Origin of the sequence: Rhizobium sp. BK196 (assembly GCF_014193255.1) — a bacterium.
Lineage (GTDB): Bacteria > Pseudomonadota > Alphaproteobacteria > Rhizobiales > Rhizobiaceae > Rhizobium.
On sequence record NZ_JACHZB010000004.1, the window covers coordinates 293,961 to 315,180 of the forward strand.

General features: G+C 59.5%; 21 protein-coding genes. 7 read left to right on the forward strand and 14 right to left on the reverse strand.

Annotation, left to right across the window (positions count from 1 at the left end):
• Positions 1-587 precede the first annotated feature (587 nt).
• The gene (dnaA, locus tag FHT78_RS16640) at positions 588-2,141 is read left to right on the forward strand and encodes a chromosomal replication initiator protein DnaA (RefSeq protein WP_183746091.1); all 1,554 of its coding nucleotides are present in this window, start codon (positions 588-590) and stop codon (positions 2,139-2,141) included.
• Positions 2,142-2,272: 131 nt separating this feature from the next.
• Positions 2,273-3,355 (forward strand): saccharopine dehydrogenase C-terminal domain-containing protein, encoded by a 1,083-nt coding sequence (locus tag FHT78_RS16645; protein WP_183746094.1) that lies wholly within the window; start codon positions 2,273-2,275, stop codon positions 3,353-3,355.
• On the opposite strand, the gene gcvA is transcribed toward FHT78_RS16645, so the two are convergent.
• Positions 3,352-4,236, reverse strand: coding sequence for a transcriptional regulator GcvA (gene gcvA, locus FHT78_RS16650; RefSeq protein ID WP_183746096.1), 885 nt, complete (start codon positions 4,234-4,236; stop codon positions 3,352-3,354). The genes FHT78_RS16645 and gcvA overlap by 4 nt on opposite strands.
• 141 nt (positions 4,237-4,377) lie before the next feature.
• Here gcvA and FHT78_RS16655 point away from each other — a divergent pair, with 141 nt between their 5' ends.
• Positions 4,378-5,298: a DMT family transporter gene (locus FHT78_RS16655; RefSeq protein ID WP_183746099.1), complete on the forward strand. Its 921-nt coding sequence runs from the start codon at positions 4,378-4,380 to the stop codon at positions 5,296-5,298.
• Between the two features lie 106 nt (positions 5,299-5,404).
• Here FHT78_RS16655 and hemW read toward each other — a convergent pair whose 3' ends face one another.
• From hemW to rph, 4 genes are all read right to left on the reverse strand, one after another.
• Complete coding sequence (gene hemW, locus FHT78_RS16660; RefSeq protein WP_183746101.1) at positions 5,405-6,601, reverse strand: radical SAM family heme chaperone HemW; 1,197 nt, start codon at positions 6,599-6,601, stop codon at positions 5,405-5,407.
• A 15-nt stretch (positions 6,602-6,616) separates the two neighbouring features.
• Positions 6,617-7,261 carry an RdgB/HAM1 family non-canonical purine NTP pyrophosphatase gene (rdgB, locus tag FHT78_RS16665; protein WP_183746104.1) on the reverse strand — a complete coding sequence of 215 codons (645 nt, stop codon included), beginning with the start codon at positions 7,259-7,261 and terminating at the stop codon, positions 6,617-6,619.
• A 9-nt stretch (positions 7,262-7,270) separates the two neighbouring features.
• On the reverse strand, positions 7,271-7,687 hold the full coding sequence (locus FHT78_RS16670; RefSeq protein WP_183746107.1) for a VOC family protein: 417 nt from the start codon (positions 7,685-7,687) through the stop codon (positions 7,271-7,273).
• A 73-nt stretch (positions 7,688-7,760) separates the two neighbouring features.
• Positions 7,761-8,477 (reverse strand): ribonuclease PH, encoded by a 717-nt coding sequence (gene rph / locus FHT78_RS16675; RefSeq protein WP_183746111.1) that lies wholly within the window; start codon positions 8,475-8,477, stop codon positions 7,761-7,763.
• Positions 8,478-8,652: 175 nt separating this feature from the next.
• On the opposite strand from rph, the gene hrcA reads away from it, so the two are divergent.
• Together hrcA and grpE are read left to right on the forward strand one after the other, a co-directional pair.
• Positions 8,653-9,738 carry a heat-inducible transcriptional repressor HrcA gene (gene hrcA / locus FHT78_RS16680; RefSeq protein ID WP_183746114.1) on the forward strand — a complete coding sequence of 362 codons (1,086 nt, stop codon included), beginning with the start codon at positions 8,653-8,655 and terminating at the stop codon, positions 9,736-9,738.
• 111 nt (positions 9,739-9,849) lie between these two features.
• On the forward strand, positions 9,850-10,485 hold the full coding sequence (gene grpE / locus FHT78_RS16685) for a nucleotide exchange factor GrpE (RefSeq protein ID WP_183746116.1): 636 nt from the start codon (positions 9,850-9,852) through the stop codon (positions 10,483-10,485).
• A 72-nt stretch (positions 10,486-10,557) separates the two neighbouring features.
• Here grpE and FHT78_RS16690 read toward each other — a convergent pair whose 3' ends face one another.
• Complete coding sequence (locus FHT78_RS16690; RefSeq protein ID WP_183746119.1) at positions 10,558-11,502, reverse strand: nucleoside hydrolase; 945 nt, start codon at positions 11,500-11,502, stop codon at positions 10,558-10,560.
• Positions 11,503-11,784: 282 nt separating this feature from the next.
• Here FHT78_RS16690 and FHT78_RS16695 point away from each other — a divergent pair, with 282 nt between their 5' ends.
• The gene (locus FHT78_RS16695; protein ID WP_183746123.1) at positions 11,785-12,210 is read left to right on the forward strand and encodes an Hsp20 family protein; all 426 of its coding nucleotides are present in this window, start codon (positions 11,785-11,787) and stop codon (positions 12,208-12,210) included.
• A 47-nt stretch (positions 12,211-12,257) separates the two neighbouring features.
• Positions 12,258-12,515, forward strand: coding sequence for a DUF1150 family protein (locus tag FHT78_RS16700; RefSeq protein WP_007814896.1), 258 nt, complete (start codon positions 12,258-12,260; stop codon positions 12,513-12,515).
• A gap of 177 nt (positions 12,516-12,692) precedes the next feature.
• Here the strand turns inward: FHT78_RS16700 and FHT78_RS16705 are convergent, their stop codons facing one another.
• The 8 genes from FHT78_RS16705 to miaB form a co-directional block, all read right to left on the reverse strand.
• Positions 12,693-13,394: a tRNA (guanosine(46)-N(7))-methyltransferase TrmB gene (locus tag FHT78_RS16705; RefSeq protein WP_183746126.1), complete on the reverse strand. Its 702-nt coding sequence runs from the start codon at positions 13,392-13,394 to the stop codon at positions 12,693-12,695.
• Entirely contained in the window at positions 13,391-14,644 is a 1,254-nt protein-coding gene (gene metK / locus FHT78_RS16710; RefSeq protein ID WP_183746130.1) for a methionine adenosyltransferase, read from the reverse strand. The genes FHT78_RS16705 and metK overlap by 4 nt, the downstream gene beginning before the upstream one ends.
• 176 nt (positions 14,645-14,820) lie before the next feature.
• Positions 14,821-15,240: a helix-turn-helix domain-containing protein gene (locus tag FHT78_RS16715; protein WP_183746132.1), complete on the reverse strand. Its 420-nt coding sequence runs from the start codon at positions 15,238-15,240 to the stop codon at positions 14,821-14,823.
• A 153-nt stretch (positions 15,241-15,393) separates the two neighbouring features.
• A complete protein-coding gene (lnt, locus tag FHT78_RS16720; RefSeq protein WP_183746135.1) occupies positions 15,394-16,998 on the reverse strand; it encodes an apolipoprotein N-acyltransferase in 1,605 nt (534 codons plus the stop codon).
• Positions 16,999-17,076: 78 nt separating this feature from the next.
• Complete coding sequence (locus FHT78_RS16725) at positions 17,077-18,210, reverse strand: hemolysin family protein (RefSeq protein WP_183746138.1); 1,134 nt, start codon at positions 18,208-18,210, stop codon at positions 17,077-17,079.
• On the reverse strand, positions 18,207-18,722 hold the full coding sequence (gene ybeY / locus FHT78_RS16730) for an rRNA maturation RNase YbeY (protein ID WP_183746141.1): 516 nt from the start codon (positions 18,720-18,722) through the stop codon (positions 18,207-18,209). Before ybeY ends, FHT78_RS16725 begins: the two co-directional genes overlap by 4 nt.
• Positions 18,722-19,774 carry a PhoH family protein gene (locus tag FHT78_RS16735; RefSeq protein ID WP_183746144.1) on the reverse strand — a complete coding sequence of 351 codons (1,053 nt, stop codon included), beginning with the start codon at positions 19,772-19,774 and terminating at the stop codon, positions 18,722-18,724. Before FHT78_RS16735 ends, ybeY begins: the two co-directional genes overlap by 1 nt.
• A gap of 18 nt (positions 19,775-19,792) precedes the next feature.
• Complete coding sequence (gene miaB / locus FHT78_RS16740; RefSeq protein ID WP_183746147.1) at positions 19,793-21,202, reverse strand: tRNA (N6-isopentenyl adenosine(37)-C2)-methylthiotransferase MiaB; 1,410 nt, start codon at positions 21,200-21,202, stop codon at positions 19,793-19,795.
• Positions 21,203-21,220 lie beyond the last annotated feature (18 nt).

The following is a 21,220-nucleotide window of genomic DNA, read 5'->3' on the forward strand; positions in this document are numbered from 1 at the left end:
GATTCAAAAGCGATTCTTTTTTGACGGTGGTGTGACGCCCTAAAAGGGCCGCCGGAGTCAATGGCCGCCTGTAAATTTTGCGTAAAATTCATCGTTGATCTTGCCTTTTGATCCTGCCTAAATGGCGTCCAGCAAAGGGCGCGGACATCACCTGCAGAAGTCAGTCCAAACTGCCACGTCGGCAGGATGATGGTACTGTGTCACTTGCGACGGAGCAGACAGCTTCCGTTTTCTCACGCACTCGACGGCATTGTACCGTGACGTGGCTGTCACGGGGCGGGGACGTTTTGTGCGCTCCGCGGCCGCACGTATTGCGCGAGGCCAGGAGAAGGGCAGGGGAAAGTGTAACATTGCGTTCGGGCTTGCGGGCGAAAAACGAGGATCGGCCGCCAGCCTGACATAGAGCGTTTAACGGTTGTCGCATGACCGCGACCGCCGCAGGGGCTCTGTGTCAGTCTCGAAAGAGACAGTGTTTGAGTGAACCGGCATGCCGGGCGGATCATGAGGATGCCGCCGGCTTTGTCAAAGCGGGGAATGATCGGGCGGCTGTCAACGAATGACCGCCCGAGGAAATGAAAGGCGGCATTATGCAGATGAATTCGATGACCACGGGTGCGCTGGATAACGGGGAAGCTGCACCGCAGTCTTTCGGTTCCATTGACCTGAGCGCAACGGAAGAAAAGGGCGAGATGAAGCATGGCGTTCTCTTCGACCGCGTCAGCGCGCGTCTGAAGGCACAAGTCGGCCCCGACGTCTACGCAAGCTGGTTCGCACGGCTCAAGCTTCATTCGGTCTCCAAGAGTGTCGTTCGTCTCACCGTTCCCACGACCTTTCTGAAATCGTGGATCAACAATCGCTATCTCGATCTCATTGTTGGCCTCTTCCAGGTTGAAGATCCCGAAATCCTGAAGGTCGAGATCCTTGTGCGCACGGCAACGCGCACTGGCGTGAAGGCGCTGGACGAGGCAGTTGCCGTCGAGCCGGTGGCCCAGCCCACCCAGCTTCGCCGGCCGGCATCCGCCCAGCCGGCGGGGCAGATCGTTCAGCAGGCGGTTTCGGCCGCCGCTGCGGCGCGCCCGGCAAGTGTCGGTTCGCCGCTCTTCGGCTCGCCGCTGGATTCCCGCTTCACCTTTGACACCTTCGTTGAGGGCAGCTCCAACCGTGTGGCGCTCGCCGCCGCAAAGACCATTGCGGAAGCAGGTCAGGGCGCCGTGCGCTTCAACCCGCTCTTCCTTCATGCGACAGTCGGCCTCGGCAAGACCCATCTGCTGCAGGCGATCGCCAATGCTGCGGTACAGAACCCGCGTGGCCTGCGCGTCGTCTATCTGACGGCCGAATACTTCATGTGGCGCTTCGCGACAGCGATCCGCGACAACGACGCGCTGACGCTGAAGGACTCGCTGCGCAACATCGATCTTCTGATTATCGACGACATGCAGTTCCTGCAGGGCAAGATGATCCAGCATGAGTTCTGCCACCTGTTGAACATGCTGCTCGACAGCGCCAAGCAGGTCGTCGTCGCAGCCGACCGTGCGCCGTGGGAACTGGAATCGCTCGATCCGCGCGTTCGTTCGCGTTTGCAGGGCGGCGTGGCGATCGAGCTCGATGCCCCGGATTATGAGATGCGTCTTGAAATCCTCAAGCGTCGTCTGACGGCCGCACGCCTGGAGGATCCGTCACTGGAAATCCCGGCCGAGCTGCTGCAGCATGTCGCCCGCAACATCACTGCGAGCGGCCGCGAACTGGAAGGTGCCTTCAACCAGCTGATCTTCCGTCGCTCTTTCGAGCCGAACCTGTCGATCGAGCGCGTGGACGAGCTGCTGGCTCATCTCGTCGGTTCCGGCGAGCCGCGTCGTGTACGTATTGAGGACATCCAGCGTATCGTCGCGCGTCACTACAACGTTTCGCGCCAGGAACTGGTCTCGAATCGCCGCACGCGCGTCATCGTCAAGCCGCGCCAGATCGCCATGTATCTGGCGAAGACGCTAACGCCACGCTCCTTCCCGGAGATCGGCCGCCGCTTCGGCGGACGCGATCACACAACGGTTTTGCACGCCGTGCGCAAGATCGAGGAACTGATCACGGGAGATACGAAGCTTTCACATGAGATCGAGCTTCTGAAGCGCCTCATCAACGAATAAGCGGTGTACAATCATCGCGTTCCGGCAGCCGGGAGAAGTCCCGGCTGTTTTCTTTTATAAGCGTTTTATTCTATACAGCCCTCACGTGAAAAATACGCCGGCAACGAACGTCGGCATTCGGGAGGACATCAATGAGTTTTGAACGGATTGCCGTGATCGGCCTGGGCAAGGTCGGGCGGCTGGCGGCAACGCTTTTGCATGAGGGTGGCTTCGAGGTTATTGGTGTCGATGCGCAACTGCCCGTGGGTGACCTGCCGTTCAAATGCCGGGCTGGCGATATCACCGACGGCTCGGTGGTCGGCGAGCTGCTGTCGAGCGTCGAGGCGGTTCTTTCCTGCCTACCCTATCATTTGAATATCGAGCTGGCGCGGGCTGCCCATCTTGCAGGCATCCACTACTTCGATCTGACCGAGGATGTACCGACCACCAATTTCATCATCGAGCTTTCCAAGACTGCCCGCGGACTGATGGCGCCGCAATGCGGCCTGGCGCCAGGATTCGTTGGCATCGTCGGCGCAAGCCTTGCCGATGGCTTCGATCGCTGCCGCTCTATCCGCATGCGCGTCGGCGCTCTGCCGCAACATCCGACCGGCCTTCTGGGCTATGCCTTCAACTGGTCGCCGGAGGGCGTGGTCAATGAATATCTGAACGATTGCGAGGTTATCGAGGGGGGCGTGCGCAAGCTTGTCTCGCCGATGGAATGGCACGAGACGATCTATGTTGGCGGCGTCAAGCTAGAGGCCTTCACGACCTCCGGCGGCCTCGGGACCATGTGCGACACCATGCTCGGTAAGGTCGACAACCTCGACTACAAGACGATGCGTTATCCCGGCCACATGGAGCTGATGAATTTCTTCTTCCATGAGCTCCTGATGCGCGACCGCCGTCAGCTCGCCGGCGAGATTCTGACCAACGCCAAGCCGCCGGTTGATGACGACGTCGTCTATGTGCATGTCGCGGCTGAAGGCACGGTCAATGGCGCCCTGCGCCGTAAAGAGTTCGTGCGCGCGTATCACCCGATCGAAATTGCCGGAGCCCGACGTACGGCAATCGCCTGGACGACCTCGGCATCGGTGGTTGCGGTCATCGAAATGGTCCGCGACGGCCTGCTGCCGGCTGCTGGCTTCCTGCATCAGGAACACATTCCGCTGGACATGTTCCTGAAGACACCGACGGGCAGCTTGTTCAAGGCAGGTGCCGCAAGCAGAGGCTAGGCTTTCGCTTCTGAAAGCAGCCAGCGACGGAAGGCTGCGACCGCCGGGCGCTCCAGTGCTGTGCCCGGATAAACCAGATGGTAGGCAAGCTTGCTCGTGAGTCCCAGTGGGAACGGCGCGACGAGTCGTCCTTCGGCAAGCTCCTTCTCGATGAAGGAACGGCGCATCAGTGCCACGCCGAAACCCGATTTCATCGCCTCGAAGGCGCCGTTGCCGTCACTGAAGATCGGGCCACGGGCGGCGTCCACCTTGGTGGCGCCCGCTGCAGCCAGCCAGAGCTGCCAGTCGCGGCGGTAGACGTCGTGGATGAGCTGATATCCCGCAAGCAGATCGGGCGAAGGATCGGCGCCAAGGGCCGCCGCAAGCGCGGGCGTGCAGACCGGTACCAGCTCATCATCCACCAGCCGCTCGCTGATCAATCCTTCATAACCGCCGAGCCCGTGGCGGATGGCGAGGTCGATGCCATCGCGCTCGAAATCGAACATGCGATGGGAGGCGCTGATACGAACATCGATATCAGGATGCGTGTCCTCGAAGCGCTGAAGCCGCGGCAATAGCCAGTGCGTTGCGAAGCCTGCCGTACAGGTGAGCGTCAGCGCATTGCCGCGCCGCCGCGCAGTCAGCGAGGCCGTCGCCTCGCGCACGAGCTGGAAGGCGGTCCGCAGGGTGGCGAAATAATCCCTGCCCTCCGCCGTCAGCAGAATTTGCCGGGTCCGCCGTTCGAACAGCGAAACGCCAAGTGAAGCCTCGAGATCGCGAATCTGCAGGCTGACGGCACCGGGTGTGACGTGCAGTTCGTGCGCGGCCTGCGTCATGCTGAGATGACGTGCGGTCGCCTCGAAGGCGCGCAGAGCCGATAGCGACGGCAGTGGATCGATCATGGTTTAGTTCAGCTCAATCATGCCAGGAGAAATGCTCGTTTGTCAGACGGCAAGGAATACTAATAAAAGTTGATATGTCTGGCAAATCCATAGAGGCGAGCCGGAGGGAACGCTTTAGCAAAACTCGACGAAGGAGCTGTCATGTCCATTCAGAAGTCCATGGGAGCAGCAGAATGGGTCATGCTGCTTGTGTTGTCGCTTCTCTGGGGCGGCTCCTTCTTCTTCAACGGCATTCTCGTAAAGGCGCTGCCACCTTTCACCATCGTGACCGGCCGTGTATTGCTTGCCGCTATCGCACTCAATCTGATTGTGCGCGCCATGGGCCACACGATGCCGCGCGACAGGCAGAGCTGGATCGCTTTCTTCGGCATGGGGTTCCTCAACAATATGATTCCCTTCTGTCTGATCGTCTGGGGTCAGACCCATATTGCGAGCGGTCTCGCCTCTATCCTCAACGCCACGACGCCGCTATTTGCCGTGGTTGTCGCCCATGTGCTGACAGCGGATGAAAAGCTGACGGCCAACCGTCTCTTCGGCGTGATCGTGGGGTTCGCCGGTGTGGCCTATATGATTGGTTTCGACGCCTTGAAGGATCTCGGCTCGAATGTGCTTGCCCAGCTCGCGGTCCTTGGTGCGGCCTTCTCTTATTCGCTGGCCGGCATCTGGGGACGGCGGTTCCGCCGGATGGGCCTTGCTCCGCTCATTCCGGCCGCCGGGCAGGTGACCGCTTCCACGGTGCTGATGCTGCCGATCGCGCTGATCGTTGATCGGCCCTGGACGCTCGATATACCCTCTGGCGAAACCTGGCTGGCGCTGCTCGGCCTCGCGATCCTCTCCACCGCGGTGGCCTATGTGCTCTTCTTCCGTATTCTGGCGACGGCGGGCGCTACGAATCTGATGCTGGTGACCTTTCTGATCCCCGTCAGTGCGATCCTGCTTGGCGCCGCAGCACTCGGCGAGCAAATGCAGATCAAGCATCTGATCGGCATGGCACTGATTGCGGCCGGGCTTGCGGCGATCGATGGACGGCTCGTCAATTTCAGAAAGAGGCACGCTGCCTGACGCGGAAAGAGCACTTCCAGCTTAAGTGGGCGGCGATTTTGCACCTGGAATTGTGTAAAAGCAAAGGGAATAGATCATTCCCGCGTTTCGAAATTTAAGGGGTGCTCTAGCAGGCGAGGTCAGCGACGACGGAATCGAGGATCAGCATGCCTGCCGGCGTACAGCGCAGGCGGGAATTGCCGATCCGCTCGATGAAGCCGTGTTCCAGTAAAAATTCTTCGCGCTTCGGATCGAGATCGCGGCCGGAAAGCTGCTGCCACCGGGCAAGATCGACGCCTTCCTTCAGGCGCAGTCCCATCAGCAGCAATTCATCGGCCTGCTCATCGAAACCGAGACGCTCTTGCTCGATGAGACCGTGCCCATCGCGTTCGACGAGTTCTAGCCAGGTTTCCGGCTTGCGTTCCGTTGCCGTCGCAATCTTTTCTGGCCCGCGCGTCAGGCGCCCATGCGCGCCGGGGCCGATGCCGGCATAATCGCCGTAGCGCCAGTAAGTGAGGTTGTGGCGGCTCTCGGCGCCGGGCCGGGCATGATTTGACACCTCATAGGCAGGCAATCCTTCCCGCTCGGTGATCTCCTGCGTGACCTCATAGAGTGCGGCGGACTGGTCCCCATCAGGTACGATCAGCTTTCCCGCCTTGTGGAGGCCGTAGAAGGGCGTGCCCTCCTCGATGGTGAGCTGGTAGAGCGAAAGATGATCGACGGCATAAGAGATCGCTTCCTTCAATTCGCGTTCCCATTCCTCCACCGTCTGGTTCGGCCTGGCGTAGATCAGGTCGAAGGACATGCGCGGGAAAATGTCGCGGGCCAGCCTGATCGCCTTCAGTGCGTCGGCAACGTCATGCAGTCGTCCGAGGAATTTGAGATCGTGATCGTTCAGTGCCTGCACGCCGAGCGAGACGCGGTTGACGCCGGCAGCGCGATAGCCGCGGAAGCGGTCAGCCTCGACGCTGGAGGGGTTGGCCTCCATGGTGATCTCGATACCTTCAGGCACATGCCAATGCCGTGAAATGCCGTTCATGATCGCGGCGACCGTTTCCGGCTTCATCAACGAAGGCGTGCCACCACCGAAGAAGATGCTGGTGACCGTCTTTGGCCCGCTCATGATCCGGGCAGCCATGATCTCCTTCAGGAACGCCGCGACATAGCGCTCCTGATCGACCGGCTGACGGCGGACATGGCTGTTGAAATCGCAATAGGGACATTTTGCCGCGCAGAAAGGCCAATGCACATAGACCCCGAAACCGGGCTCGCCGGTATCGGGCAGAAGCTTTGCATCGGGCATCAGCGCAGGCGGTTCGATCATGTTCAAAGCTTGGCCTTATGCTTCCAGGCAGGTTTCGACAAAGAGCTTGAAGGCCCGGGCGCGGTGCGACAGCGCCTGCGGCTTGCCGATACTCCAGCCGTGCTTTTCCTCCGCACTCATCTCGCCGAAAGTCTCATCATAACCTTCCGGCTGGAAGATTGGATCATAGCCGAAACCTTGCGTCCCGCGCGGCGGCCAGACGACGGCGCCTTCCACCTCGCCGCGGAAAAGCTCCGTGTGACCATCCGGCCAGGCAAGGCAGAGCACGCTGACGAAACGCGCTGTGCGCTGCTCGGGCTTCGTGGCGCCGGCCTTTTCCAATGCGTTTTCGATTTTCTCCATAGCCATGGCGAAATCGCGGGTGCCATTGCCGGTCTCTGCCCAGTCGGCAGTGTAGACGCCGGGATCACCGCCGAGTGCATCGACAACGAGGCCGGAATCGTCTGATAGTGCGGGCATGCCGGAGGCTTGAGCCGAGGCAAGCGCCTTGATCGTGGCATTCTCCTCGAAGGTGGTCCCGGTTTCCTTAGGCTCGATGAAATTCAGTTCGGCGGCCGATTTCGCGGTGAAGCCGAGCGGCCCGATCAGATCCTGGATCTCGCGGATCTTGCCCTGATTATGGCTGGCGACGACGATAGTCTTGGTTTCAAGCTTACGCATAAAATATCCTTATCCCATGCCCCAGATTTTCGCCTCCGCGCATTCCAGGCTATTGCCCGAGGGATCGCGGAAATAAATCGATCGGCCGCCTTGCGGCCAGTGAACCTCGGATTCGATGCCGATGCCGGCGGCTTTCAGCTTCTCCGCCATCGCATCGAGACTGTCTCCCGGAACCCTGAAGCAGACATGACCTTTTCCGGTGGTGCCATGTGGCGGAACCTGCAGGCTGTCGGGTGCCGGTGGCTTCACCGTTTCCTCCGGGTTGAAGATCAGGAGCACGCCTGGTCCGCAACGGAAGAAGACATGGCGGTTGCCTGAACGTGCGATCTTCTCGAGGTCGAGCACAGTCCCGTAGAAGGCCTCGGCCGCATCGAGATCGGTTGCGTAGAGCGCAGTTTCAAGAATGCCTTCGATGGGGTGCGCCATTACCCGCCCTTTGTCCGGCCTTGCCCCCGGAAGCAGGGACGAGGAAATTCACTAGCAAGGCTTGAAGAAAGCCTCAGGCGATCGCCTGCTTCTGCAAGTCGACCAGTTCGGAAATGCCTGCCTTGGCAAGGCCCATCAGTGAGGAGAATTCTTCCTCGCTGAAAGGCGTGCCTTCTGCCGTGCCCTGAATCTCCACGATGCCGCCGGCGCCCGTCATGACGAAATTGGCATCGGTCTCGGCCGAGGAATCTTCGAGATAATCGAGGTCGATCACCGGCTGCTTGGCGAAGATCCCGCAGGAGATCGCTGCGACATGATCCTTCAGTACGCGGTCGGCCTTGATCATGTTGCGCGTTTCCATCCAGCGCAGGCAGTCATAAAGCGCAATCCAGCCACCGGTGATCGAGGCCGTGCGCGTGCCGCCATCCGCCTGGATGACATCGCAGTCGAGCGTGATCTGGCGTTCGCCAAGCGCGGCCAAGTCGACAACGGCCCGCAGCGAGCGGCCGATGAGGCGTTGGATTTCCTGCGTGCGGCCGCCCTGCTTGCCGGCGGCGGCTTCGCGCTTCATGCGTTCGCCGGTCGCGCGCGGCAGCATGCCATATTCGGCGGTGACCCAGCCCTTGCCGGTGTTGCGCAGCCACGGAGGAGTCTTGTCTTCCAAGCTCGCCGTGCAGAGCACATGCGTGTCACCGAACTTCACCAGACAGGAGCCTTCCGCGTGCTTGGAAAAATTGCGCTCGAAGGAGACCTTGCGCATCTGGTCGGTTTTTCTGCCTGAAGGCCGCATTCTTTTCTCCTGAAACATCATGCCGAAAAGCGTGAGCGCTTCTCGGGCGGTGTCATGCATGCATGTATCGTCGCCAGCTTCTACGATTGGCTGCGAGCATTTGCAAATTCCCTTTTGCCACGGGGGCAGATTGGCTATATTTCCCTCACATCATTCAGTGCGGGTGCGAAAGTTCATGAGCTACAGGTCGACATCAATTTCGGATGCCGTGGCCGCGCTGGATGAACGATCGAAGGAAATCTTCCGGCGCATCGTCGAAGGCTATCTGGAGCATGGCGAGCCGCTCGGCTCTCGCAATCTCTCGCGTCTTCTTCCCATGTCGCTGTCGCCTGCCTCCGTTCGCAATGTCATGAGCGATTTGGAGGAGCTCGGGCTTATCTATTCTCCGCATGTCAGCGCCGGCCGCCTGCCGACCCAGGTTGGACTGCGCTTCTTCGTCGATGCCTTCATGCAGGTCGGCGATCTCTCAGTCGAGGAGCGGGCCAGCATCGACCGCCAGGTTCGGGCTGGAAGCCGCGACAATCCGGTAGAATCGATGATGAACGAGGCAAGCCGCATGCTCTCGGGCATCTCGCGCGGTGCCGGCCTCGTCATCACTTCCAAGAGCGATCCGGTCTTGAAACATGTCGAGTTCATCCGTCTGGAACCGACCAAGGCGCTGGCTGTTCTTGTCGGCGATCACGACCAGGTGGAAAACCGCATTATCGAGCTGCCTGCGGGCGTCACCTCTTCGCAACTTACCGAAGCTGCCAATTTTCTCAATGCGCACATGACCGGGCAGACGTTGCCGGAATTGCGTCTGCAATTGAGCCGCCTGAAAGACGAAGTTCGCCATGAACTTGATGCGCTGTCGCGGGATCTCGTGGAACGCGGCATTGCCGTATGGGCCGGCAGTTCGGACGAGACCAAACCGGCACAGCTCATCATCCGTGGCCGCGCAAACCTTCTGGAAGGCGTGGGTGCGGAAGATCTCGACCGGCTGCGCCTGCTCTTCGACGACCTGGAGAAGAAGGACAGCTTGATCGAACTCCTGAACCTAGCTGAAAGCGGGCCGGGGGTGCGCATCTTCATCGGCTCGGAAAACAAGCTGTTCTCGCTGTCGGGCTCTTCATTAATCGTCGCACCTTATCGCGATGATGATGACCGCATCGTCGGCGCTGTCGGTGTCATAGGCCCGACCCGGCTCAATTATTCCCGTATCGTCCCGATGGTGGACTATACCGCCCAGCTCGTTTCGCGCCTTTCGCGCGGTTCTCTCTGAAATACTTCGCAAAACCGCTCGAATCTTCGCTTCTTCGTCACGCAGACTTGATTTTTTCCGGCCAAACATCGATATCGGGCGCATCTGAGAAGACACTAACCGGAGACCGTCATGACCGATGAAACGACGCAGAACGGACCTGACGCAACTGCGGCAGAAGCCGCAGCCGACGCTGCCGCAAACGTCGAAAATGAAGCCGTGAAAGAAGCTGCCGCAAGCGAGCCCGATCCGCTTGAGCTTCTGAAGGCCGAAAATACCGAGCTGCGCGACCGCTACCTGCGGCTCGCTGCCGAAATGGACAATCTGCGCCGCCGCACAGAGCGCGAGGTCAAAGACGCCAAGTCTTATTCCGTCGCAGGCTTCGCCCGCGACATGCTGGCCGTCTCGGACAACCTGCGCCGTGCGCTCGATGCCATTCCTGCTGAGGTGAAGGAAACGGCTGATGCCGGTCTGACGACGCTGATCGAAGGTGTCGAAATGACCGAGCGTTCCATGCTCTCGGCTCTGGAGCGCCACGGCGTTCGCAAGCTGGAGCCGGTCGGCCAGAAGTTCGACCCGAACTTCCATCAGGCGATGTTCGAGGTGCCGAATACCGAAGTGCCGAACAACACGGTCGTGCAGGTCGTACAGGCCGGCTTCTCCATCGGCGAGCGCGTGCTGCGCCCGGCCATGGTCGGCGTCGCCAAGGGCGGTCCGAAACTCGTGGAAGCCGAGGCCAACTCGGTGCTGGACGAGAAGGACGCCTGAAACAAAGAGAATGCCTGACAATTGAAAAAGGCCGCATCGGCGGCCTTTTTCACATCAGTCTTCGTTTGCAGGCTATATTCGCGCAAAGCGCTCGATCAGCAGATCGAAGAAGCCGTCGGCATCCACGTAGCGCATGACCTTCGCATTGCGCTTGCGGTCTGTCACATGCCACCAGTCGACGACGGTCATGCCGACAGTCAGCTCCGACGCGACCTCGATCTCGACGTTACAGTCCCGGCCCTTGAAGAGCTCAGGTTTCAGGAGGTAGGCGACCGTGGTCGGATCGTGCAGCGGACCGCCGTCCGAGCCGTATTTTTCTATGTCGAAGCGCTCGAAAAATTCCAGCATCTCCACCATCGCCTTGGCAGGCGCGGTGCTGATTTCGGCCATGCGCTTGACGCGGTCCTTGCGGGTCAGGAGCTGGTGTGTCACGTCGAGCGGCATCATGACGACGGGCACGCCCGAGCGGAATACGATATCGGCGGCTTCCGGATCGACATAGATGTTGAATTCAGCAGCTGGCGTAATGTTGCCGCCCTCAAAGAATCCGCCGCCCATCATCACGAGTTCGCGGATCCGCGGCACGATGTCGGGCGCTTTCTGAAAGGCGAGGCCGATATTGGTCAGCGGCCCGAGCGTGCAGAGCGTGATTGTGCCTGCCGGCTCGCGTCGCAGCGTTTCGATGATGAAATCGACGGAATGCTGAGCCTGCAGCGGCATCGTCGGTTCAGGAAGCGTCGGGCCATCGAGGCCCGTCTTGCCGTGCACGTGCTCGGCGGTGACCAGCTTTCGGGCGATCGGCCGGTCGGCGCCGGCAAAGACCTTGATGTCGGCGCGCTGGCAAAGCTCGCAGATGATGCGCGCGTTGCGGCTTGTCAAAGACAGCGGCACATTGCCCGCGACGGTGGTGATGCCCAGCACGTCAATCTCTTCAGTGCTGCCGAAGGCCAGCATGATCGCGGCAGCGTCGTCTTGGCCAGGGTCCGTGTCGATGATGATTTTTCTCGGTTCAGCCATCCGAATCGTTCCATTATCTGGTGCACGTCGTTCCAGCATGCACCTTCTCATTGTTTTCACGCACTCGTCGCAAATCAGCACGGTGCGCCGGGGCATGTTTTGATGCGGGGCGCTGCGTCCTTTGTCAAGGAAGCGGCCTCGTGCGGCTTTACATTAAAAGTGCGGGAGGCCCGGCCAGCGGTCATCACGCCTTGCAGCAGACAACGGTCGTCCCCATATTGGCGGTATCCGGATGCTGCATATGAGGTCCGGGAAGGTCGCTTGCATCAAGGACTTTGGAAGATGAGCCGTATCACCCCTTTCGCCAGCCCGCTGCTTTTGGGCTTTGATGCCATGGAAAAGACGCTCGAGCGGATTTCGAAGGCGAGCGACGGTTATCCGCCCTATAATATCGAACGTATCGCCGCAGGCCAGGAAGCGCCTGAGCGGCTTCGCATCACGCTTGCGGTTGCCGGTTTCACCGAGGAAGAGCTCGATGTATCCATCGAGGAAAACCAACTCATGATCCGCGGCCGCCAGGTCGATCACGGCGAGCGCGATTATCTCTACCGCGGTATCGCGGCGAGACAATTCCAGCGCACCTTCGTTCTCGCCGACGGCATGCAGGTTTTAGGTGCGAGCCTCAAGAACGGCCTGCTCTCTGTTGATCTAATTCGCCCGGAACCGGCGCGGATGGTCAAGAAAATTAACATTTCGGTTTCACAGTAGCACAACGGTTTGTTGAACCGTTGGTCCCTTCTCTCGGAGGAACAGGAATGTTGATGAAAGAAGCCACGTCGCGTCTGACCAAGTCTGAACTTGCCGGCATCGGCAATGGCGAGGTCGCCTATATCCGCAAAATCCGCAACGAAGAGGTTGCCAAGTGCTTCCCTGAGGCGCCGGATATCGATCCAAGCGTCGATCTCTGGGCACTGTTCGGCGCCGATGGTACGCCGATCCTGCTGACCGACAATCGCTCCAGCACCTTCTTCAAGGCCGCCGAAGACGAACTGAAGACGGTTAGCCTGCATTGATCGAAACCGGCCTGTCGAGCACGCTGGCCGCCGAACGCATGTGTGAGGATCGTAATGGGCGATGCAAGGGACTGACGTCAGTCCCTTGCCCATACGCTAGCTGCCTTGCGGCATTTCCCTATTCTCGAAAAATTCCAGTCGACGGCAACGCCGTCGAAATTGACTCGTCTATGCGGGTCAGACGCGTTTGAACGTGAGATAGGCCGAAGAGCGGCCCTCACGACGGGCCTTGGCTTCATAGCGGGTGCTCGGCCAGCCCTCATAGGGCGTCAGCCAGTCGGTGGCATTCTGCGCCATCCATTCGAAGCCGCCATGGTCGCGGCATTTCAGGAGCGTCCAGTTCACATAGGTGTCGATGTCGGAGGCGAAGCAGAACAGCCCGCCCGGCTTCAGCACCCGGTGGAAACGGTCGAGATTGGTCTTGGAGACGAAGCGCCGCTTCCAATGCTTGCGCTTCGGCCAGGGATCCGGATAGAGCAGATCGATCTGATCGAGACAGTGATCGGGAAGCCAGTCGAGAAGCTGCGTCGCGTCATCATCATAGACACGCACGTTGCGAGCACCCGTTTCATCGACGCGGGCAAGCAGCTTCTGCATGGAGTTCACAAAGGGTTCGACGCCGATAAAGCCCGTCGAAGGCATTTCCAGCGCACGGTGGATGAGATGCTCGCCACCGCCGAAGCCGATCTCCAGCCGCAATCTCTCGACCGTATCAGGGAAGAGCTTCTTCAGCGGCTCTGGGGGAGCCGCCGAAAGATCGATGATGAATGCCGGAAGCAGCGTAGCGAGTCGGTCGGCCTGCTGTTCACGCAGGGCTTTTCCCTTGCGGCGACCGAAGAAGGCTTCGGTCGCACGGCCCCGCCGTTCCATGTCCGTCATGCAGCAGCCTTGGTCCTGACGGCGTCCTTGAGCGCCTTCACGAGGTCCGTGCGCTCCCAGGAGAACGAGCCGTCGCGGCCGGCCTTGCGGCCGAAATGGCCGTAAGCCGAGGTCTTGGCATAGATCGGCTTGTTGAGATCGAGATGACGGCGGATCCCCGACGGCGACAGGTCCATGTTCTGGCGGATCGCGGCTTCGACCTGATCCTCGGAAACACCCTTGCCGGTGCCGTGCAGGTCGACATAGATCGACAGCGGCTGAGCAACACCGATGGCGTAGGAGAGCTGGATCGTGCAACGGTCGGCAAGGCCGGCAGCTACGACGTTCTTGGCGAGGTAGCGGGCAGCATAGGCAGCCGAACGGTCGACCTTGGTCGTGTCCTTGCCGGAGAATGCGCCACCGCCGTGCGGAGCAGCACCGCCATATGTGTCGACGATGATCTTGCGGCCGGTGAGGCCGGCGTCACCATCCGGGCCGCCGATGACGAACTTGCCGGTGGGATTGATGTACCACTTGCAATCGGCGGCAATCTTCAGATCGCCGAGAGCTTCGCGGATATAGGGTTCGACGACGCTGCGGACCTTCTTTGAATCCCAGCTGTCGTCCAGATGCTGGGTGGAAAGAACGATCGACGTAACTTCCGCCGGCTTGCCGTCCACATAGCGTACGGTCACCTGGCTCTTGGCGTCAGGGCCGAGCTTGGCGACTTCGCCTTCACCCTTCTTGCGGGCGACAGCGAGCAGCTGAAGGATCTTGTGGGAATAGTAGATGGGCGCCGGCATGAGATCGGGCGTTTCCTTGCAGGCGTAGCCGAACATGATGCCCTGGTCGCCGGCGCCTTCATCGCCCTGCTGGTCGGCGGCGCTGTCCACGCCCTGGGCGATGTCCGCCGACTGCGAATGCAGCAGCACGTCGATCTTGGCCTTCTTCCAGTGGAAGCCGTCCTGCTCGTAACCGATGTCCTTGATGGCGCGACGAGCCGCAGCCTTGAACTTCGACGGGTTGATGACGTCGTTGCCGTCCTTGTCTTTTTTCATCAGGCTGGGCGGCAGACGAACTTCGCCGGCGATGATGACACGGTTGGTCGTCGCGAGGGTTTCGCAGGCAATGCGCACGCCCCACGGATTGATGCCGGTCTTTGCCGCTTCGCGGTAGACCAGATCGACGATCTCGTCGGAGATGCGGTCACACACCTTGTCCGGGTGACCTTCGGCAACAGATTCGCTGGTAAAGAGATAGTTCGCGCGCATTCCGGGATTCCCCTCAAAGAACAAAAGCAGTTAGTAGGTACTCAGTTCGCATTCGAATGACAAGCACAGAAGGACATAAATATATCTTTATATCTGCGGCGAAATGACAAATTTTGCCTCAAAAACGCAAAAAAGCGGCCTTTTGAGCCGCCTTAAGCTTCCGAGCGTGGCAACGCTCAGTCGGAGTCTGCTTCCGCCGCGAGCGCCTTCACCAGTTCGACGACTTTACGTCGAACCTTGGGATCGGTGATCTTCACAAATGCGCGGTTGAGCTGGAGTCCTTCCGAAGAGGAGAGGAAATCAACGACGTAGTTCGAGCTGGAGGTTTCCGACATGCCGGTCAAGGCGGCGGAATGCTCGCCGGGAGCATCTTCGAAGAAGAAAGAAACGGGAACGTTGAGGATGCTTGAGATGTTTTGGAGGCGGCTTGCACCAACGCGGTTGGTACCCTTCTCATATTTCTGGATTTGCTGGAAGGTGATGCCGAGGCTTTCGCCGAGCTTCTCCTGGCTCATGCCCAACATGGTACGGCGAAGTCGAATGCGGCTACCGACATGGATGTCGATAGGATTCGGCTTCTTCTTATTTTCAATCATGGTCGTGCCCTAGCAAAGAAAAATTCAACTCTGTTCTAACCGGCATGCCCTGACCTCATTCCGTAACGCCACGTTGCAAGTCGCGATAACCCAGCTTGAAACATACGTTACTAACGCCGATTGTTGCCACTATGCAATTTTAGGGGTTTTCGGTCAATTCAACCTGAAAATTAAACCCTTGCGAGAAATTAGCGCAATGCCTATCAGCAACGTTTCAGTCAACCAGAAGTACGTTTGGTGAGGATATGGACTTCCTGGGTTTTTCCCCCATCCATCGAGGGTTGCATCAATATACCCCATTTCATCCAATCTCAGACCTGCAACGATTTCGCCGCGTGCATCTACAACCGCTGAAATTCCACTATTTGCATCGCGAATCAGCGGCAAACCCGTCTCGACCGCTCGTACGCGTGCCTGCTGGAAATGTTGGTAGGGACCAGGTGTCGAGCCGAACCAGCTGTCATTCGTGATGTTGAGAATGGCATTCGCTTGGGTGATGTCGCCAGTCATTTCGTCCGGGAAGATGATCTCGTAGCAGACGAGGGGATAGAATTTCAGCCCGTTCGGAAGCTCGAGCAGATGACGGCTGGCGGCCGCCGAAAAGCCACCGGGCATCTCCACTACATTCTGGACACCGAGCTCGTTGAACATGTCCTCGAAGGGAAGATATTCGCCGAAGGGAACGAGGTGTACCTTGTCTGAGGCGGCGACGATCTGCCCCCGCCCGTCTATCACATAGATCGAATTATAATAGCGGGTGGGATTGCCGGGGCCGAGTTCTTCAGCGCGCACGGCGCCTGCGATCAGGATCTGGTCGTCGTCGAGCGTATCGGCAATCCGCGTCAGCGCATCCTTGTTGTCGGTGAGGATGAAGGGTATCGAGGTTTCCGGCCAGACGATGATATCGGGCTTCTTGCCGCCTTCCTTGGGCGGTTCCGTCGAAAGTTTGAGATGTGTCTCGAAGATAGCATCGCGGTCCGCGTCATTGTCCATCTTGGCGGTCTGTTCGATTGCAGGCTGGACCAGGCGGACCACGGGCCGCTTGTCTTCGGGTAACGCCTCGGGCTTCGGTGTGAAATAGAGGATATAGGCGCCGTAACCGAGATGCGCCGCAAAGAGGACCGCCGCAAGGCTGACGCCGAGTTTTGCTCCCTGCCGGGTTCCGATGAGAGCAGGGGCAGCAAAGACGAAGACCGAAAGAGCCGTCACCCCCATCGTGCCGATCACATGCGCGGACTGCATCATGACAGGCATGGGCATCATGCCATAGCCGATGGCGTTCCACGGAAAACCGGTGAAGATGAAGCTGCGTAGCCACTCAAACAGGCCGAAGCTGGCAGCAAGTGCTGCAATCCGCCCCATGCCATCGGACCAGAAGATACGGGCGAGAGCCGCAGCCAGCCCGTAAAAGATGGCAAGACAGGCCGGAAGCCCGAGGATCGCGAGCGGCAAAGCCCAGGCGAACTCCTCTGAATCGATCATTAGTGCGTGCCCAAGCCACCAGAGCCCGGCAACGAAGTAACCGAAACCGAACAACCAGCCCGCGACAAAGGCCGGCCAGAGCCTGCCGAGAAAGCTGCTTTCCGGCGAGGCGGCTGCCCCGTCGATCAGCCAGACGAGCAGCGTGAAGGAAATAAACATCGCGGCGAAGAAGCCGACGGGAGGCAGCGCCAGGACGCCGAAGGCACCTGCTGCGATCGCAAGTAGTGACCGTTTGAAACCCCAGACGAGGATAATCCTGTCCGCAAGCCGCTCCATACGCACTCCCATCAAAGCCGCGAATCAATCCAATCGCAGTCTTTCAAAAAAGCGCGCGCTTGTCGTCTTACGGAAAGGTCAGTTTGCAGTCGATTCCGCCGGCCGATCATCGTTTCCGTCGCCAATAAGCGATGCGTCACCGTCCGCCTTGGCACGGCGGCGGATTGCCTGGCGCTTGCGGGTGATGCGCACCCGCTTGATGCGGCGCGGATCGGCATCGAGAATGTGAAATTCGAAATCCGGCAGGGCCTGAACGACTTCTCCGCGCACGGGAATGCGTCCCAGTGCCGAGAAGATCAGGCCGCCGAGCGTATCGACCTCGTCGATCTGCTCATTGATGTCGAAATCGGGACCGATGGCTTCGGCAATCTCCTCGAGTTCGACGCGTGCGTCGGCAACGAAGACGTCTTCCGAAACACGTTTGAACATGACTTCCTCATCGTCATGTTCATCATCGATATCGCCGATGACCATCTCCACAATGTCTTCATGCGAGGCGAGGCCGTCAGTGCCGCCATATTCGTCAATGACCAGTGCCATCTGTGTGCGGTTCACCTGCATGCGGCGCAGAAGATCGGACGCCAGCATCGAAGGCGGCACGAAGAGGATCTGCCTGATAATGCCAGTCTCGGCGAGCGTCTTCTGAAGGTCGACTCGTCCGAGATCGAAATTCGGTTTAGCCGAACGCGGCGCCTTCTGGATATTCTCCGGCGAAACCTCGATAGCCGGTGCGCCCGCCGCAGGCTTCGTGCCGCTGCGGCGCTTGTTGCGCGCTTGCTTGGCAACGTAGGAAAGAAGGTCGCGGATATGCACCATGCCGCGCGGGTCGTCGAGCGTTTCGGCATAGACCGGCATGCGCGAACGGCCGCTTTCCTCGAACAGGATCATCAGTTCGCCGATGGTGATGTTCTGGTCGACCGCCTCGATATCGGCACGTGGCACCATCACGTCGGCAACGCGCACTTCGCGGAAGCGCAGGATGTTATGAAGCATTGCTCGCTCATCGGGCGAAAAGGCATCGGCTGCAGCCGGATCGGTCATCAGCGCGTCTATGTCTTCGCGCAGGCGTGAGCCCTGTTGCGGTCGCAGCATGCGTGCGGCGCGTGACCAGAAGGATTGCGGTCGGTGTCGACTACTGCCACCCTCGTCGGAAGAGGAGGATTGGTCGGAGTCCCTGGCGTCTGACGCCGGCTTCGTTGAAAAGTCGCTCATGGTTCCATTTTAAGGTCTTGACCCTCGTAGGGGTCAGATAGGCCGAGTACTGCCAAAATGCGAGTCTCCAGCCCCTCCATAATTTCGGCTTCGTCATTTTTCATATGGTCGTAGCCGAGCAGATGCAAGAAACCGTGCACCATAAGATGGGTCAGATGATCGTAAACGCTCTTTTCGAGCTCTTGCGCCTCTCGCTCCACCGTTTCCCTGGCAATGATGATATCGCCGAGCATCGGGCCGGGCATCTGGCCGGGCTTCACCGGAAAAGCCGGGAATGACAGCACGTTGGTCGGCTTGTCCTTGCCGCGCCATTCCGCATTGATGTCCTGGATCGAGGCATCGTCAGTGAAGACGAGCGAAACTTCCGGTGGCATCTTCGGGAAGGGCTGCTGTTCTTCTTCCCGCAGGTAAGTGACCGCCGCACCCAGCACCCGTTCGCCAAGGGCATGCAACACATCTTCGGCGGGCCAGCCCGTGTCCTCGATGCTGATCTGTATGTCGAGATCGGCCATCAGTCCTGCTGGCTAGCCTCTTCGTTTGCCGCTATATAGGTCGCATCATAAGCCTTGACGATGCGGCCGACCAGCGGATGGCGCACGACGTCGATATCCTTGAAGCGCGTGATTGAGATGCCCTCGACTTCGTTCAGCAGGTGGAGCGCTTCCACGAGGCCGGATTTGACGCCGCGCGGCAGGTCGATTTGGCTCGGGTCGCCGGTGATGATCATACGCGAATTCTCGCCAAGACGCGTGAGGAACATCTTCATCTGCATCGCCGTGGTGTTTTGCGCCTCGTCGAGGATGATAGCGGCATTGGCAAGTGTACGGCCGCGCATGAAGGCGAGCGGCGCGATTTCGATGACGCCGGCAGTGATTGCCCGTTCGACCTTGTCGCCCGGGATCATGTCGTAAAGCGCGTCATAAAGCGGGCGGAGATAAGGATCGACCTTTTCCTTCATATCACCCGGCAGAAAGCCCAGGCGTTCGCCGGCTTCCACGGCCGGTCGTGAAAGGATGATTTTCTCAACCGCGCCGCGCTCCAGAAGCTGGGCGGCATGAGCGACGGCGAGGTAGGTCTTGCCTGTACCAGCCGGCCCGACGCCGAACACCATCTCCGAGCGCTCGAGCGCCCGCATATAGGCATCTTGTGTCGGCGTGCGCGCGATGATCGTCTTCTTGCGCGTCGAAATCTGCGCCATCGTCAATTTGGCTTTTTTCTCCATCGTCGGCAGCGTGAGCTGATCGTCCGCGGCAACCGCCATGCGAATTGCGCCTTCAACGTCTGAACGCTCCACACTGCCGCCTTTCTGGAGTTTTTCATAGAGGTAATCGAGTGTGCGCCGCGCCTGATTGGTCGCCAGCACATCGCCGGTGATGACAACGGAGTTACCGCGCGCTCGCGCATCGATATGAAGCCGCTGCTCCAAGAGCTTCAGATTCTGATCGAACTGTCCGAAAAGTTCGCTGGCGAACCGGTTGTTCTCGAACGTCAGGACGAAGTGATTGGCGTCGCTCGCTATGCGTGGGTGGCGCGGTGAAGAAGAAACCAATTCTTGTCCGTTCAAGCGGTCGAGCTCCCTGGGTTAGACCTCAGCCTTTGCGCGTTCGGCAAACAGGCTGTTGGTTCCGGTTCCTGTGATTCGCACTTTAATAATGTCACCGATTTGCGATGCTTTTGCATCAACATTCACGGACTGCAGCCACGGTGACCGGCCGATAAGCTGGCCAGGCATACGGCCGGGCTTTTCCAGGAGAAGATCGATTTCCTTGCCGATACAGGACTCGTTGAATTCCTGCGTCTGCTTGAGAAGCAGCGCCTGCAGGCGTTCCAGCCGTTCTGCCTTGATATTTTCCGGCACCTGGTCCTTCAATTCCGCTCCGGGCGTACCCGGCCGCGTTGAATATTTGAACGAGAAGGCCTGTGCATAACGGACCTCCTCAACGAGTTTTAGTGTATCCTCAAATTCCCGGTCTGTCTCCCCCGGAAAGCCGGTAATGAAGTCGCCCGAGAGCGCGATATCGGGACGGGCCTTGCGGATGCGCTCGATGAGGGAAAGATATTCGGCCGCCGTGTGACGGCGGTTCATGGCTTTTAGAATGCGGTCCGAACCGGATTGAACCGGAAGGTGTAGATAAGGCATGAGCGTGCGAAGGTCGCGATGCGCTTCGATCAGCCGATCGTCCATGTCGCGCGGATGACTGGTCGTGTAGCGAAGACGTGCAAGACCAGGGATATCGGCAAGCCTGTAGAGCAAGTCGCCAAGGCTCCACTCTTCGCCTTTCGGGCCGACGCCGTGCCAGGCATTGACGTTCTGGCCGAGCAGGGTGATTTCGCGCACGCCGCAGGCAACCAGCTTCATTGCCTCCTCGACGATCTGCGAAACCGGCCGCGAGATCTCCGAGCCGCGCGTATAGGGTACGACGCAGAAGGTGCAGAACTTGTCGCAGCCTTCCTGCACGGTCAGGAACGAGGTGACGCCACGAGCGCGGATTTTCTGTGTCTCGGCGAGCGGCAGATGCTCGAACTTGTCCTCGATCGCATATTCCGTGTCGACGACGCGGTGACCTTCTTTGGCGCGGCGCAGCGCCTCCGGCAGCCGGTGATAAGTCTGGGGGCCGATAACGACATCGACAGCCGGGGCCCGGCGCAGGATTTCCTCTCCTTCAGCCTGCGCGACACAGCCGGTAACGCCGATCATCATCTCGCGGCCGTCGGCAGCCTTGCGCTTTTTCATCTCGCGCAGGCGCCCGAGCGCGGAATAGACCTTCTCGGCCGCCTTCTCACGAATATGGCAGGTGTTGAGCAGAACGAGGTCCGCCTCTTCCATGTCCTCGGTGGCCTCGTAGCCGTCGCGGGCAAGAGCATCGCTCATGCGCGTCGAGTCATAAACGTTCATCTGGCAGCCATAGGTCTTGATGAAAACCTTGCGGCTGTTGGAGCCATCGCGGAGGGAAACCTCCGGGGCCTGGAGAATGGCGATGTCCTGGGTCATGGCCCGTTATCTAGTGGT